Annotated in this window: 14 protein-coding genes; 9 read left to right on the forward strand and 5 right to left on the reverse strand. The window is 69.9% G+C overall.

The features are described 5' to 3' along the window. The first annotated feature begins 16 nt into the window (after window positions 1–16). Together HNR07_RS27755 and HNR07_RS27760 are read left to right on the forward strand one after the other, a co-directional pair. Window positions 17–1,225 carry a cytochrome P450 gene (locus HNR07_RS27755; RefSeq protein WP_184368116.1) on the forward strand — a complete coding sequence of 403 codons (1,209 nt, stop codon included), beginning with the start codon at window positions 17–19 and terminating at the stop codon, window positions 1,223–1,225. A 190-nt stretch (window positions 1,226–1,415) separates the two neighbouring features. Continuing rightward, complete coding sequence (locus HNR07_RS27760; protein WP_184368119.1) at window positions 1,416–2,198, forward strand: DUF2637 domain-containing protein; 783 nt, start codon at window positions 1,416–1,418, stop codon at window positions 2,196–2,198. Between the two features lie 414 nt (window positions 2,199–2,612). Here the strand turns inward: HNR07_RS27760 and HNR07_RS27765 are convergent, their stop codons facing one another. After that, the gene (locus tag HNR07_RS27765) at window positions 2,613–3,134 is read right to left on the reverse strand and encodes a hypothetical protein (RefSeq protein WP_246420528.1); all 522 of its coding nucleotides are present in this window, start codon (window positions 3,132–3,134) and stop codon (window positions 2,613–2,615) included. Window positions 3,135–3,166: 32 nt separating this feature from the next. Then, complete coding sequence (locus tag HNR07_RS27770) at window positions 3,167–3,349, reverse strand: hypothetical protein (RefSeq protein WP_184368122.1); 183 nt, start codon at window positions 3,347–3,349, stop codon at window positions 3,167–3,169. A gap of 181 nt (window positions 3,350–3,530) precedes the next feature. Here HNR07_RS27770 and HNR07_RS27775 point away from each other — a divergent pair, with 181 nt between their 5' ends. From HNR07_RS27775 to HNR07_RS27790, 4 genes are all read left to right on the forward strand, one after another. Beyond that, the gene (locus tag HNR07_RS27775) at window positions 3,531–3,944 is read left to right on the forward strand and encodes a hypothetical protein (protein WP_184368124.1); all 414 of its coding nucleotides are present in this window, start codon (window positions 3,531–3,533) and stop codon (window positions 3,942–3,944) included. Window positions 3,945–4,204: 260 nt separating this feature from the next. Continuing rightward, the gene (locus HNR07_RS27780) at window positions 4,205–5,212 is read left to right on the forward strand and encodes a C40 family peptidase (RefSeq protein WP_376769956.1); all 1,008 of its coding nucleotides are present in this window, start codon (window positions 4,205–4,207) and stop codon (window positions 5,210–5,212) included. A 295-nt stretch (window positions 5,213–5,507) separates the two neighbouring features. Continuing rightward, window positions 5,508–6,158: a DUF305 domain-containing protein gene (locus HNR07_RS27785; protein ID WP_184368127.1), complete on the forward strand. Its 651-nt coding sequence runs from the start codon at window positions 5,508–5,510 to the stop codon at window positions 6,156–6,158. A gap of 58 nt (window positions 6,159–6,216) precedes the next feature. Next, a complete protein-coding gene (locus HNR07_RS27790; RefSeq protein ID WP_184368130.1) occupies window positions 6,217–7,104 on the forward strand; it encodes a F510_1955 family glycosylhydrolase in 888 nt (295 codons plus the stop codon). A 205-nt stretch (window positions 7,105–7,309) separates the two neighbouring features. Here HNR07_RS27790 and HNR07_RS27795 read toward each other — a convergent pair whose 3' ends face one another. The 3 genes from HNR07_RS27795 to HNR07_RS27805 are packed head-to-tail and all read right to left on the reverse strand — an operon-like array spanning window position 7,310 to window position 11,043. Then, complete coding sequence (locus HNR07_RS27795; RefSeq protein WP_184368132.1) at window positions 7,310–7,591, reverse strand: metal-sensitive transcriptional regulator; 282 nt, start codon at window positions 7,589–7,591, stop codon at window positions 7,310–7,312. Window positions 7,592–7,645: 54 nt separating this feature from the next. Next, entirely contained in the window at window positions 7,646–10,060 is a 2,415-nt protein-coding gene (locus tag HNR07_RS27800; RefSeq protein ID WP_184368135.1) for a heavy metal translocating P-type ATPase, read from the reverse strand. A gap of 44 nt (window positions 10,061–10,104) precedes the next feature. Continuing rightward, window positions 10,105–11,043, reverse strand: a complete 939-nt coding sequence (locus HNR07_RS27805; protein ID WP_184368138.1) for a hypothetical protein — start codon at window positions 11,041–11,043, stop codon at window positions 10,105–10,107. 294 nt (window positions 11,044–11,337) lie between these two features. Between HNR07_RS27805 and HNR07_RS27810 the strand changes: the two genes are divergently transcribed. The 3 genes from HNR07_RS27810 to HNR07_RS27820 are packed head-to-tail and all read left to right on the forward strand — an operon-like array spanning window position 11,338 to window position 13,708. After that, window positions 11,338–11,688, forward strand: a complete 351-nt coding sequence (locus HNR07_RS27810; RefSeq protein ID WP_184368141.1) for an NADH-quinone oxidoreductase subunit A — start codon at window positions 11,338–11,340, stop codon at window positions 11,686–11,688. Next, the gene (locus HNR07_RS27815; RefSeq protein ID WP_184368144.1) at window positions 11,679–12,782 is read left to right on the forward strand and encodes a hypothetical protein; all 1,104 of its coding nucleotides are present in this window, start codon (window positions 11,679–11,681) and stop codon (window positions 12,780–12,782) included. Before HNR07_RS27810 ends, HNR07_RS27815 begins: the two co-directional genes overlap by 10 nt. Then, a complete protein-coding gene (locus HNR07_RS27820; protein WP_184368147.1) occupies window positions 12,779–13,708 on the forward strand; it encodes an NADH-quinone oxidoreductase subunit H in 930 nt (309 codons plus the stop codon). Before HNR07_RS27815 ends, HNR07_RS27820 begins: the two co-directional genes overlap by 4 nt. Window position 13,709: the final 1 nt, after the last annotated feature.

Consider the following 13,709-nt stretch of genomic DNA (forward strand, 5'->3'; position numbering starts at 1 on the left):
GAGAAGAGGAACGGCCGTGAACGAGACCCCCCACCACCTCACCGCGATGCCCGCGCGACGCCGTCCGGGCTGCCCCTTCGCCCCTCCGCCGGAGCTGGTCGAAGCCCGTGAGCACGGGCCGATCAGTCGGCTCTCCTTCCCGGACGGGCACCAGGGCTGGCTGGTGACCGGGTACGAACTGGTGAGGTCGATCCTGGCGGACCCGCGGTTCAGCTCGCGCAAGGAGCTCATGAGCCACCACCCGCTGATCGACTACAGCGGTATCGAAGTCCCTCCGGCGCTGCCCGGCGAGTTCCTCCTCATGGACGAGCCGCAGCACAGCCGTTACCGCAAGCCGCTGGTGCGCAAGTTCACCGCCCGGCGGATGCGCATGCTCACCGAGCGGGTCGAGCAGATCACCGCCGAGCACCTGGACGCCATGGAGGAGGCCGGGCCGCCAGCGGACCTGGTGACCGCGTTCGCCAAGCCCGTCCCCGCCATGATGATCTGCGAGCTGCTGGGTGTGCCCTACGAGGACCGGGGCTCCTTCCAGGAACAGGTCGAGTCGTTCATGGACGGTGAGACCAGCGACGAGGACCTGTTCGCGGCCTACACCGCCACCCAGGAGTACCTCGCGGGGCTGGTGGCCGCCAAACGCGCGAACCCCACCGATGACGTGCTCAGCGACCTCACCCACAGCGATCTGACCGACGAGGAACTTCAGGGGATGGCCCTGCTCCTGCTGGCCGCCGGGTTCGACACCACCGCGAACACGATCGCCCTGGGCACCCTCGCGCTGTTGCGCGCCCCGGAGCAGCTGGCCGCGCTGCGCGGCGACCGCGGACTGGCCGACGGGGCGGTGGAGGAGCTGCTGCGCTACCTGAGCGTCGCCAAGACGTTCGTGAGGACGGCGTTGGAGGACGTCGAGCTGGGCGGGCAGACCATCGGGGCCGGTACGGCGGTCGTCCTGTCGCTCAACACCGCCAACCGCGACCCCGAGCGCTTCACCGACCCCCACGCGCTCGATATTCGCAGGCAGGAGGGCGGTCACCTGGCCTTCGGTCACGGCGCCCACCTGTGCCTGGGGCAGCAGTTGGCCCGCGTCGAGTTGGGGGTCGCGCTCCCCGCGCTGTTCGACCGCTTTCCGACGCTGCGCCTGGCCGTCCCGGCCGACGAGCTCCGGCTGCGCCCGGAGACCGCGGACATCTACGGGGTGAAGAGCCTCCCGGTCACCTGGGACACGTGAGGGCGACCCGCTGACCCGGTCCACCGCCGGGGGCGGTCGCCGCCTTTGGTGGTGGGACCGGCAACGAAAGAAGGCCCTGCTGAGCAGGGCCTCCGTTTGTGTCCGAGGGGGGACTCGAACCATCCCCCCACAGGGCCCGAGCCCGCTGGTTCTGAGCGCGGATCTGTCGCTGGACGGGCGGTGACCTGCAATGAATTCTTCCCGCTGGTCCCGTTGGACGACTATCGCCGCCGTGCTGCTCTTGGCCGTGATCGCGGCGGTGGTCTCCTACTCCCACATGTACGAACTCGCGCTGCGACACGGTGAGCCTGAATGGCGCGCGGCTCTGTTCCCGCTTTCGGTCGACGGCATGATCGTTGCTTCCTCCATGACGCTGCTGAGCGACGCCCGAAACGGTCGCAAGGGCGGTCTGCTGCCGTGGAGTCTGTTGATCATCGGGTCAGCCGCGTCGTTGGCGGCGAACGTGGCGGTGGCCGACCCCACGATGTGGTCGCGCATCATCCATGCTTGGCCGTCTTTCGCGCTGATCGGTGCGTACGAGTTGCTCATGCGGGCGTTCCGTACGGCGGCCAGGTGCGTACGCAGTGCGTCCGCAGAAGAGGAGCAGCTACTTACCGGCAGCGGATCCGAAGAGACACCGGAAGCACCCGACACGACGGTTGTCGACAACAGGAGCTCCCAGAGCTACCTCCATGTCGTGCCCACACCGAGCACCCATGCCACAAGCAGAGACTCCTGGACTGAGGGTGCATCCGAACCTGCTGTGCCGCCCAGCGTCCAAGTGGAGGCGTGGAAGTGGGCGCTCAAGAACCGCAGGAAGGACGGAAAGATTCCCACCGGAAAGGAGATCGGCAACGCCTTCGGTCGTAAGGAGCGGTGGGGCCGTCTCATTAAGGAGTGGGGCGAAGCAGGGCGCTTCGATCAGGAAGCCATGGAAGAAGCGCCCGAGACAGTGTCCGTCAGCTCGCGCTAGGACGTTCCTTCTCCGGTGTGGACGTCCCTTCCGGACCGTAGACACCAGCACCCCGACGGCCTCTTCGCCTTGGAGGCCCATCCTGCAACGTGGACGGTCCTTTCGGGCCGTGTACACCCTGTGGGCGGACGATGTGGAACTGGTGTGCGCAGACCTGCAACATGGACGGTCCCTCCGAACCGTGGACACCACGCACAGGCCGCTCCCACGGGGATGGGTCGGGGCCTGCAACATGGACGGTCCCTCCGGACCGTGGACACAGTATTTGAACTGGGTAAATGCAACCAGGTGCGACGAGCTTGGGGAAGCACACGGGTGGATCGTGTCTTGATGGGTGTTTTCGCGCTTAGGAACCTCCCGAGGTTCGTCTGAGTACTGGAGGTTCCCAATGTGCCCCCTGTGAGGCTGTCGTGTTCAAAGCAGGCGGGCTTGGATCGGGACCAACGGTCCATCGGAGTTGCGATTCGGGCGGCGTTCAGCAGCACCGACAGTGATGATGCCCCAGGGTGTCAGTTCGCTTGCCAGGATGCCCGAGACGGTGTTGTACAGGCCGTAGTGGGTGGCGACCAGCCTGTCCCCGGACAGGCGGACCACGGTGTCCATCTCGAAGGGGTAGACGAGGGCGCCGCCGAGCCCGAGGAGGGCCGCGGTGAGAAGGGCGGGTGCCACCACGAGGGCCGCCGCGAGCGGGGGCGCTTCCGTCATGTCCCGTAGTGCGTCGGCGAGCGGCGGTGTGGCCAGGACGGGCAGGAACGCCACGGCCATGACCGCGAGGCCGCGCGGCAGCGCCTGCGCGGCGTCCCATCGGCGTTTGGCCCAGTCGGTGAGGCGGACCTGACAGGTGATGGCCACCAGCGCTGAGACCGCGAACAGGGCGGCTACCGCGATGTTGCCGCTGCCCTCACCGAACCCCGCTGTCTCGACGGTGTCCTGCACTGTGAGCGGGAGCGCCAGGTAGACCTGGAAGTTCAGGACGTAGGAGCCGGCGGAACACAGTGCGTGTACTCCCGGACGAGGCCGTCCTCCTCGGCCTCGGTCTTGACGACCATGGCGCCGCGCATGGCGGGGCACTCCGCGACCTCATCCGGATTGAGCGCGGCGTGGCCGGTGGCTGGTTCATGGCTGTGGTGCGACTTGTCAGAGGGTTCCATGTTCGTCTTCCTTCGCGGAATCGGTGACGGATACTTCGTCGGACGGGCGCGCCCCGGTGGAAATATACCCCCAAGGGGTATGTTGGATGTGACTATAGGCCGCCAGGAGGCGCGGTGCCGGGGTGCCCCGTTGCCACCGTTGTGGGTGCGACGGCTTGACTGTTTGGGTAATCTCGCATTCGTGCCCATCGCCGTTTCCGCCGCAGCGCCGCGTCTCTGGACCAGAGTTGTGCTCGTCGTGCTGCTCGCGCTCGGGGTAGCGGCCCTCTCCCTGTGCCACACCGACGCGGTTCCGCAGGGAGGCGCCGTTTCCGCGGCGCCCACCCTCGGCGACGGTAGCGAGGAGACGGCCTCCGCCGCCTCCGCCGCGCACGATCACGAGGAGCACTGCGACGAAGCCGGGTCCGTGCTGGGGGACCAGCGCGCCGGATCACTGTCGGCGTCCCTCCTGCTGGGAATGGGCGTCTTCGCCTTTCTCGGCCTGCCCGTCCTGACACCGAGGCCGACCCTCGTCCAGCGGTCGTCCAAGGGACACCGCACCCTCCCCCTCGGTGGCACCAGGGCACTCGTGTCCCTGTGCGTGCGCCGGGTCTAGACCGCCGACCCGCCTCCACCGGCGCGCAGGCGTATTCCCCTGGCCGAACACGGCTGTGAGGCTGCCCCCACGCGGGCTGAACCAGGTCTTTTCCTCATCCGATAGCGGGGTCGCCGACCGCTTGCCGCGCGCCTTCCCACCACCCTCTCCTGTGGCGCACGCGTCCCCTGTGCCGCCGACACCCGCGCCACATGGGTGATCCCTCATCACCCCCTTCCCCGGTCATGCCTCAAGGCGTGGCCTTTGACGACGAGGTCCGTATGAAGAACCAGCACCGTACGAGTGCCGTAAGCCGGATGTTCACCACGCTGGCCATCATGGCCGCGGGCGGTCTACTGCTGCCCACCGCCGTGGCACACGCAGAGCCCGAAGCCACCCAGGAAGAGGTCGAGGAACGGGTCGAGGAACTGCTCCAGGAGTCCAGCACGCTCGTCCAGGAGTACAACGAGGCGCAGGAGGCCTACGAGGCCGTTGAAGAGCAGGTCGAGGACCTCGACGACCAGATCGGATCCGAGGAGGAGCGCTACGAGGAGCTGCGTGCGAAAGTAGTTGAACTCGCGAGCGCCAGCTACCAGTCCAGCGACCCCGAATCGACGGCCACGGCACTGTTCGTCGACAATCCGTCGGAGATCTTCGAGCAGTCCGCCGACCTGTCCTACCTCTCAGAGACGCGAAGGGCGGAACTCGAGGCCTTCGCCGAGAGCGACGCGCGTCTGATCGCACTCAAGGAAGAGGCGGAGGAGGGCTACGACGAGGCCTCCGAGCAGCTGGAAGAGGCGGAGGAGCGTAAGGAGGAGGTGGAGGACAGCCTCGCCGAGCAGGAGGAGCTCCTCGCGACCTTCGACGGGGAGAACCCGGCGGCAGCGGGGGAGTCCGCGACGGGGCCGGCCCCGACCTACAGCGGATCGGCTTCGGGCGACGCGCGAGCGGCGATCGACTTCGCCTACAGCAAGATCGGCACGCCCTACCAGTGGGGAGGGACCGGGCCCAACGGTTATGACTGCTCGGGTCTCACGCAGGCGTCCTGGGCCGCCGCGGGAGTGGGCATCCCACGGACCACCTACACCCAGTACGACATGCCCAACGCCGTGGCCTGGGAGGACATCCAGCCGGGCGACATCCTCTTCTTCTTCCCGGACCTGGGGCACAACGGCCTCTACGTCGGCAACGGAATGATGGTGCACGCCCCCAGCAGCGGCAAGACCGTCTCCGAGGTACGGCTCGCTGACTACTGGGCACAGCACTTCGTCGGTGCCCGACGACCCTAACCACCGCCGGTGCGCGGAGGACGGTTCCCGCGAGATGCGTGAACCGTCCCCCCGCCGCCCCCTGACCGGCGCGGACAACCGGCGGCGTACTCGTCCCATAGCCGTTCCGTGTGTGGTCTGGGGCATCAACGCTTTCGGCCGCGTCCTCGCCGATACTGTGTACCCGGACGCGTCCGCGCACGTCAGGCCAGTTCGCAGGACCCCGTGGTGCGCGCGCTCAGCGCACTCGCGCAGAACGTGGCGCCTGTTCGAAGAGCCAAGAAGTGAAGCAGCGCAACAGAGAGGTTGACCGATCATGACCGTCCTCAAGCGTGTGTTCATGCCCGCCGCGACCGTCTTCGCCACCATCGGGCTCCTGACCGCCTGCGGTGAAACAGAGGAGGAACCAGCTGCTCCGGTCTCGGAGCCCTCTGCGGAGGAGAGCGCGGAGTTCAATGAGGCGGACGTCGCCTTCGCCCGGATGATGATCCCCCACCACGAACAGGCCGTCACCATGGCGGAGCTGGCCCAGGGACGGACCGGGGGGGAGGTGCGGGCGCTGGCCGAGGAGATCCAGGCAGCGCAGGGGCCGGAGATCGACCAGCTCAACGCCCTCCTGGAGTCGTGGGGTCAGGAGCCCCCGCAAGGCATGGAGGGCATGGACCACGAGGGTATGACCGGCATGATGTCCGAGGAGCAGATGGCGGAACTGGAGGCGGCCGAGGGCGAGGAGTTCGACACCATGTTCCTCCAGATGATGATCGAGCACCACGAGGGCGCCGTCGAGATGGCCCAGACGGAGCTCGACGAGGGCACCAACCCCGAGGCGCGTGAGCTGGCTCAGCAGGTCATCGACGCCCAGCACGCCGAGATCGAGCAGATGAACGAGATGCTCGGGGCCGAGGGCCAGGACAGTGGAGACGACGACGGGGCGTCCCCCTCGGAGGAGGACCATGAGGGGCACTGACCGTCACCCGTTCCAGGGTGGACGACGTCGGCTGGGGGCCGGGTACGGAGCGGTGAACATGAAACAGACGACACGGCTGTCGACGGCTGTGGGTGTGGTGGCGGTTCTGGTCGCCGTGTCGGCCGGCTGCGCTTCGGGGGAGTCCGGGGAAGGCGGACGGGACCGGGACACGGAGTCCGCCGTGGTGGGCATCGACCTGCCGACGGAGGTGTCGCACGTGCACGGGGTCGGGGCCGATCCCGAGACCGGTGACATCCTGGTCGCCTCCCACGAGGGCCTTTACGTCCTACCCGCTCCAGCGGGGTCTGGAGGCGAGCCCGTCGTGCCGGAACGGGTGGGTCCCGGCATCGACCTGATGGGCTTCTCGGTCGCCGAACCGGGGCGCTACGTGGCGAGCGGTCACCCCCACGAGGGTGTCGACATGCCGAATCCGGTGGGTCTGATCGAGTCCCGTGACAGCGGGGCGACCTGGCAGGCCTTGTCCAGAGCGGGGGAGTCGGACTTCCACGCCCTGGTCGCGACACCCGAGCGCGTGGTCGGTTTCGACGGGAGACTCCGGGCGACCGAGGACGGAGACACCTGGGAGGCGCTCGACGACGGCATCGAACCGTTCTCCCTGGCGATGGCCGATGACGGCCGGACCGTCGTGGCGACCACGCAGGGTGGGCTGACCCGCTCGACCGACGGCGGGGCGGCGTTCTCCCCCGTCGAGGGAGCGCCGCCTCTAGCGTTGGTCGACTGGGTCCCGGACACGGAGGTCGTTTTCGGCGTCGCGCAGGACGGGGGTGTTCACCGCAGTGGGGACTCCGGCGAGACCTGGGAGCCGACCGGTCAGGTCGCAGGGCAGGCGCAGGCGCTCCACGCCGACGCCGAACAGCTCATCGTGGTCGCCGACCACCGGGTGAGCAGGTCCGCCGACGCCGGGACCACCTTCCACTCGTGGTGAGAGCCGGCCCTGGAAACGGCCAGGGCCCGTCGCCGTCACTCCCTCGTTCTCGACGAAATACCCCGGAGGTAGGTGTTCGCCATGGCCATACCTCTGGGGGTGGACGAGGGGCGGCTGTTCGCGTGAGCTGACGGTCTCCTGGGCAGGGCCCCGGACCTACTGGCGGGATTTGCCCCCAGCGGCGTGGTGCGGTCCCTCCAACGGGTCAGGAGCGGACCAGACGGGCGATGGCGGCAGAGGCCTCGTCGTTCTTCTCCCCGGCCTCGGGGCCTCCGCGAGCGGCGGCGTCGGCCACACAGCAGTGCATGTGCTCATCCAGGAGTTCCAGGGCGAACGCCTGAAGCGCCCGGGTGGCGGCGGAGACCTGGGTCAGCACGTCGAGGCGGTACTGGTCGTCCTCGACTATGCGGGAGATGCCCCGGACCCGCCCCTCGATCCGGTTGAGCCTCTGGCGATTGCGGGTCTTCCTGCCCTTGTCGGCGGTCATGCGCGCCTCCTCGTCTCGTCGCGTCGTGGCGTGTGGGGCCCTCGGGCTGGCCGGTCATCTGGTGCGGTCGGGCAGAGCGGTGCCCCGGACTGTCGAGGTCCGGGCACCGGCGGGCGCGGCGCCGCAGGCCGCGCGGGCGGCCTCCCCGCGGTCGGCTACGGGGGGCACGGAAACCGCAGGGGCGTCGTCGTTGCCCTTGAGCGGTTTGAAACCGCGCAGCCTCAGGCTGTTGCTGATGACGAAGACGCTGGAGAAGGCCATGGCCGCGCCCGCGATCATCGGGTTCAACAGCCCAGCCGCGGCCAGGGGCAGCGCCGCCACGTTGTAGGCGAAGGCCCAGAACAGGTTCCCCTTGATCGTGTTCAGGGTCTTGCGGGAGAGCCGGATGGCGTCGGCGGCCGCCCTCAGGTCGCCGCGCACGAGGGTGAGGTCGCTGGCCTCGATGGCCACGTCGGTGCCAGTGCCCATCGCCAGACCCAGATCGGCCTGGGCCAAAGCAGCGGCGTCGTTGACCCCGTCGCCGACCATCGCCACCGTGCGCCCCTCGGCCTGGAGCCGCCTGACGACGTCGACCTTGTCCTGGGGCAGGACCTCCGCGATGACCTCGTCGACACCGACCTGCGCAGCCACGGTGCGGGCGATCTCGGCGTTGTCTCCGGTGAGCAGGATCGGGGTCAGTCCCAGGTCGCGGAACTGGCCGATGGCCTGGGCGCTGGTGGGCTTGACGGCGTCGGAGACCACGAGCACGGCGCGGGCCTGGCCGTCCCAGCCCACGGCGACCGCGGTCCTGCCCTCGGCCTCGGCGGCGGCCTTGGCCCTTTCCAGGTCGACGGGCAGCTCCCGGGACCACTCCGCCAGGAGTGAGGTGCGGCCCACCAGCACGGCGTGGCCGTCGACGACGCCCTGGACGCCCTGGCCCTCGATGTTGGCGAAGTCCTCGACGCGGCCGAGCCCACCGGTACGGGCGAGGGCACCCTTGGCGACGGCCTGCGCGATGGGGTGCTCGGAGGCGTTCTCCAGCGCTCCGGCCAGACGGAGCACGTCCCGCTCGTTTTGGCCCTGGGCGGCGAACACGTCGGTGAGGGTCATGCGGCCGGTTGTGACGGTGCCGGTCTTATCCAGCACGATCGTGTCGACGCCGCGGGTGGTCTCCAGCACCTCTGGGCCCTTGATGAGGATGCCCAGCTGGGCGCCGCGCCCAGTGCCGACCAGCAGCGCGGTCGGTGTGGCCAGGCCCAGGGCGCAGGGGCAGGCGATGATGAGCACCGCGACCGCGGCGGTGAACGCCGCCGCGACCGAGCCGCCGGTGCCGATCCAGAACCCGAGGGTGAGAACGGCCAGGGCGATGACGACGGGGACGAAGATCCCGGAGACGCGGTCGGCCAGGCGCTGGACCTCGGCCTTGCCGTTCTGGGCCTCCTCCACCAGTCGGGCCATCCGCGCGAGTCGGGTGTCCGAGCCGACCCGGGTGGCGCGCACGACGAGGCGCCCGCCCGCGTTGACGGTGGCGCCGACCACGGGGGAGCCGGGGCCGACCTCCACCGGCACGGACTCGCCGGTGAGCATGCTCATGTCCACGGCGGAGGTGCCCTCCTCCACCACGCCATCAGTGGCGATCTTCTCGCCGGGGCGGACGACGAACAGGTCGCCCTCGGCCAGGTCGGCGACGGGGATCTGCTGTTCGGCGCCGTCGCGCAGGACGGTGACCTCCTTGGCGCCGAGTTCGAGCAGGGCGCGCAGGGCAGCACCGGCACGGCGCTTGGATCGGGCCTCGAAGTAGCGTCCGGCCAGGATGAAGGTGGTGACCCCGGCGGCGACCTCCAGGTAGATGTTGGCCGAGCCGTCGCCGCGGGCGATGGTGAACTCGAAGGGGTGGGTAATCCCCGGCTCACCCGCCGTGCCGAAGAACAGCGCGTACAGGGACCAGGCGAAGGCGGCGATGGTTCCCAGGGAGACCAGGGTGTCCATGGTGGCCGCGCCGAGCTTGAGGTTCTTCCGGGCGGCGACGTGGAAGGGCAGCGCGCCCCAGACCAGGACGGGCGCCGCGAGGGTGAGGGAGGCCCACTGCCAGTAGGTGAACTGGAGCGCGGGGACCATCGCCATCGCGACGACCGGCACCGACAACAGGGCGCTGACGACCAACCGGTTGCGCAGGGGGCGGGTGGGGTCCACGGCGTCGTCGCCGTTTCCGCCCCGGGCGGTGCCGGTCCTCTCCTCTGCGCGGGGTTCGAGGAGGGCGGCGGTGTAGCCGGCCGCCTCGACCTGGGCGATCAGGTCGCCGGTCGCCACGGGCGTGCCGTCGAAGACCACACGGGCCTTCTCGGTGGCGTAGTTGACGGTGGCGGTGACCCCGTCGAGCTTGTTGAGCCGTTTCTCGACGCGGTTCGCGCAGGCGGCGTAGGTCATGCCGCCGATCGCCAGCTCGACCTGGCCCTGTTCCTGTCGTGGGTCCTTGGGCTTCGCGCTCATCTTCGCTCCTGTGGATGTCCGGAGGTACGGCCGTGGTCGTCAGGTCAGTGGGAGTGGCCGGACTCGGCGCCGTCGTCCTCGTCGTGGGCGCCGTCCTGGTCCTCAGCCGGAGCGTCGGAACCGTCGACCGCGCTGCCGGCGATCGCGGTGAACTCCGCGGTGTGCACCTCGCCGTCGTGCTTGAAGTCGAGGAAGAGCCGGTAGTCGCCCGTGGAGGGCACCTCGGCCTGGAACGTGATGTCGGGGCCGGGCCCGGTCACGCCGTCGCCGGGTTCGCCCTCGGGGTGAACGTGCAGATAGGCGAGGTCACCGTCGCGCAGGGCGACGAGGTGGCCGTAGGCGCCGAGGTAGGACACCAGGCCGGTGACCTCCTCGCTGTCCTTGCTGACGGTGAGCGTGAGTTCGTTGGTCCGGCCGGGCACGAGTTCGCCGTCGAGGGTGACGGTGTAGCCGTCCACCTCCGCGGTCGGCGCGTGCTCCGGCAGCGGCCGGGACTCGTGGTCGCCGGGGATGGAGAGGTCCGCGCCGAGGGTGAGTCCCTCCCCGTGCTCCTGCGGGACGAAGTCGGCGAACATCCGGTAGGGCCCGGGGGTGTCCAGTTCCAGCGGGATGCTCCAGGTGCCGTCGTCGGCCATCTCTGGGTGCACGTGCTGGAAGCCGGTCATGTCGCGGCCGACCACGATCAGGTGCATGCGCTTGTCGTGCGACTCGGTGAAGGCGGTCAAGGGCTCCGCGTCGGGCCCGAGGACGCGGAACGACAGGGACTCCTCCTGGCCCGCCTTGTCGGGGACCTCGACGGGACCGAGTGTGTAGCCGTCCTGGGAGATCTGGAGACCGGAAGGGGCGTGCGCTGTGTTCGTGGGGGTTTCCTGCTCGTCCGACGCGTCGTGTTCGGTGTGGCTGCTGTCCCCGGTCGCGGTCGCGGTGGCGGGAAGCAGGGGGCCGACCAGGGCACCCGCTCCCATGGCACCGCCGAAGGCCACACAAGGTCTTTTCTGCTGGGAAGGCCGCCTTTCGCCCCCGGAATGGCGGCCGCGATGGGAGCCTCGCGGTGCTCCACAGGGAAGGAGACGCGGGAACCGCGCCTCACGGCTGCGCAGCCGGTTCCGCCGGGCGGGTTTCCGACAGTGGTTCTCTGGCCAGCGTGTTTCCCCTGTCCAGGACACGCCCTGCCCTAGCTTGGTCACGGCGCGGATGCGACACCGCACTCACCGGAGTTTGCTGTTCGCTGGAGCCGGGTAGCCGCCGGTGGTAACCGACCGGAACAGGAGTGGCAGATGGAGGCTTTCGGCCCGGCCCTAGCCCTCGTCGGAGTCGCGGTCGCTCTGGTCCTGGGTCTCTACGCGCTCTCCTCCGGGGTGCGCCTGCGGCGTGCGCCGGTGACCGTGGAACCGTTCCTGTCGGGTGCGGCCGTGACCGAGCACGCGGTTTCGCGGTACCACGTGCGCTGGTACGCGGTGACGCTGCTCTTCCTGGCCTTCGACATGGAGATGGTCTTCATGTACCCCTGGGTGCTCGTCGTGGCGGACAAGGGCGCGCCCGCCGTCGTGGAGATGTTCGCCTTCCTCGCCGTACTGGTCGCCGCGGTCGTCTACGCGTGGCGCGAGGGGGCGTTCCGGTGGACCTGACCGGCTGGCTGCTGCGCCGTGCCGTGCCGTGCGCCTTCGTCGTGACCGCGATCGGAGGGACGGGCGCACGGCTCGCGGTGGAGCGGACACTGCGGGAACGCGGTTGGAAGCAGGCGTTGAGCCCGGCCGAGGCCGACCTCCTGGTGGTCTGCGGGCCCGAACACGCGGACATGGACGAAGCGATCGGCCGGGTCTGGAGGCAGATACCCGGCCCCCGCGCTCACGTTCGTGCGGAGTCGGCCAACGACGTCCCCCGGCTGCTGGACGAGGCGCGCGTCGGCCTACTCGACCTCACCCGACAGCGTCGCGACGCCGACGAACGCGACCGGACCGCGCGTGAACAGGCGGAGTCGGAATCCGACGGGGACGAGGAGATGCCCATGCCGGGCGGAGTCCCCATGGCCGACCGGGGCGAGGACCGCGACGGACTGAAGCTCGACCAGCTCCACATCGCCTTGGGCCCGGCCATGCCCGACTGGCCCGCCGGACTGTCCCTACGCCTGACCCTCCAGGGAGACGTCGTCCAGGAGGCGCAGACGTCGATCGTCGGTGGATCACCGACGACGGTCCCCTTCTGGAACCCGCCGCTTCCGGATACCGACTCCCCTCCCGACCGGGCGTTGTTCAGGGCGGCCCACGCCCTGGACTCCCTACAGCGGTTCCTCGCCGTCAGCGGGTGGCCCACCGCCGTGACCGGCCGTCGGCTGCGCGACGCACTCCTGGAGGGAGGCGGACCGACCGGGGACGTACGGCGGGAGGCGCTCCGCTGGCTGCGGCGCGTGCGGCGCTCCCGGATGCTCCGCTGGTCCACCGACGGGCTCGGCCGGGTCACGGACAGGGCTCCGCGGGTGCTGCGCGGTGACACCACCGACCGGTGGTCGCGCTGGATCGACACCGTCGAGGAGACACTCACCGGCCCCCATGGTTCGGGCGCACCGGCCGACGCCTCCTGGGAGCAGGCCGCGCACGCCGCGCTGGAACTGCTGCCGTCGCTCGTGGTCGGACAGGAGTTGGCGGCGGCACGGCTCATCATGGCCTCCCTGGACCCCGACACCGAGGCGGTCGGCGCCTACGCCCCGGAGCGTGACGCGTGAGCGGGGCCGCGCCGCTGTGGACCGTCCTGCTCGTGCCCGTACTGCTGTTCGCCTTCGGCTACGGCGCCGCGGCGGGGACGGCCGCCCTCCGTGCGCGGGCCGCGGGAACCGCGCCGGAGGCGGGGCTGACCGCTCCGGCGCGGGAGTCGGCCCGTCTGCTCGTGCAGCGGCGGCGGACCGTTCCCGGTGCGGACACGCTGCTGTGGCGCCTGGGCGGGGCGATCCTGCCCGTGGCCGCGGTACTGGCGGCACTGGTGATCCCGCTCGGTCCGACGGCGATCAGCGACCTGTCGGTCGGCGTCGTGTGGTTCAACGCCATGGAGGTGCTGGCCTGGTGCGCGGTGTGGATGCTGGGTTGGGGAGCCAACTCCGTGTGGGGCCTGGCCGGGGGCTACCGCTTCCTCGTCCAAGGGCTCTCCTACGAGCTGCCGCACATGTTCGCCCTGACGTGCGCGGCCCTGGCCGCCGGATCACTGCGGGTGGGCGACATCGTCGCGGCCCAGCAGGAGCAGGTGTGGTTTGCCGTGCTCATGCCGGTCGCCTTCGCGGTCTACCTGCTCTCGGCGCTGGCCATGACGTTCTGGGGTCCGTTCGGTACGCCAGTGGGGCGTGATCTGGTCGGCGGCGCGGCCGCGGAGCTGTCCGGCGTGGACCGGCTGGTCTTCCGCGCCGGTCGGTACATGCTCCTGGCCGTCGCGGCGGCGATGGCGGTGCCGCTCTTCCTGGGCGGCGGCGCGGGCCCCCTCCTGCCCGGCTGGCTGTGGTCGCTGGTCAAGACGGCGGTGGTCCTGGGGTTCCTGGTCTGGCTCGGGCACCGGCTGCCCGCGGTGCGGACGGACCGGTTCACCGAGGTGGCGTGGGTGGTATTGGTCCCGCTGACCCTGGTCCAGGCCTTGGTGGTCTCCGTGTACGTACTGGTGCGTTAGG

The sequence above is a fragment of the Nocardiopsis metallicus genome (genome assembly GCF_014201115.1).
Taxonomy (GTDB): Bacteria; Actinomycetota; Actinomycetes; order Streptosporangiales; family Streptosporangiaceae; genus Nocardiopsis; species Nocardiopsis metallicus.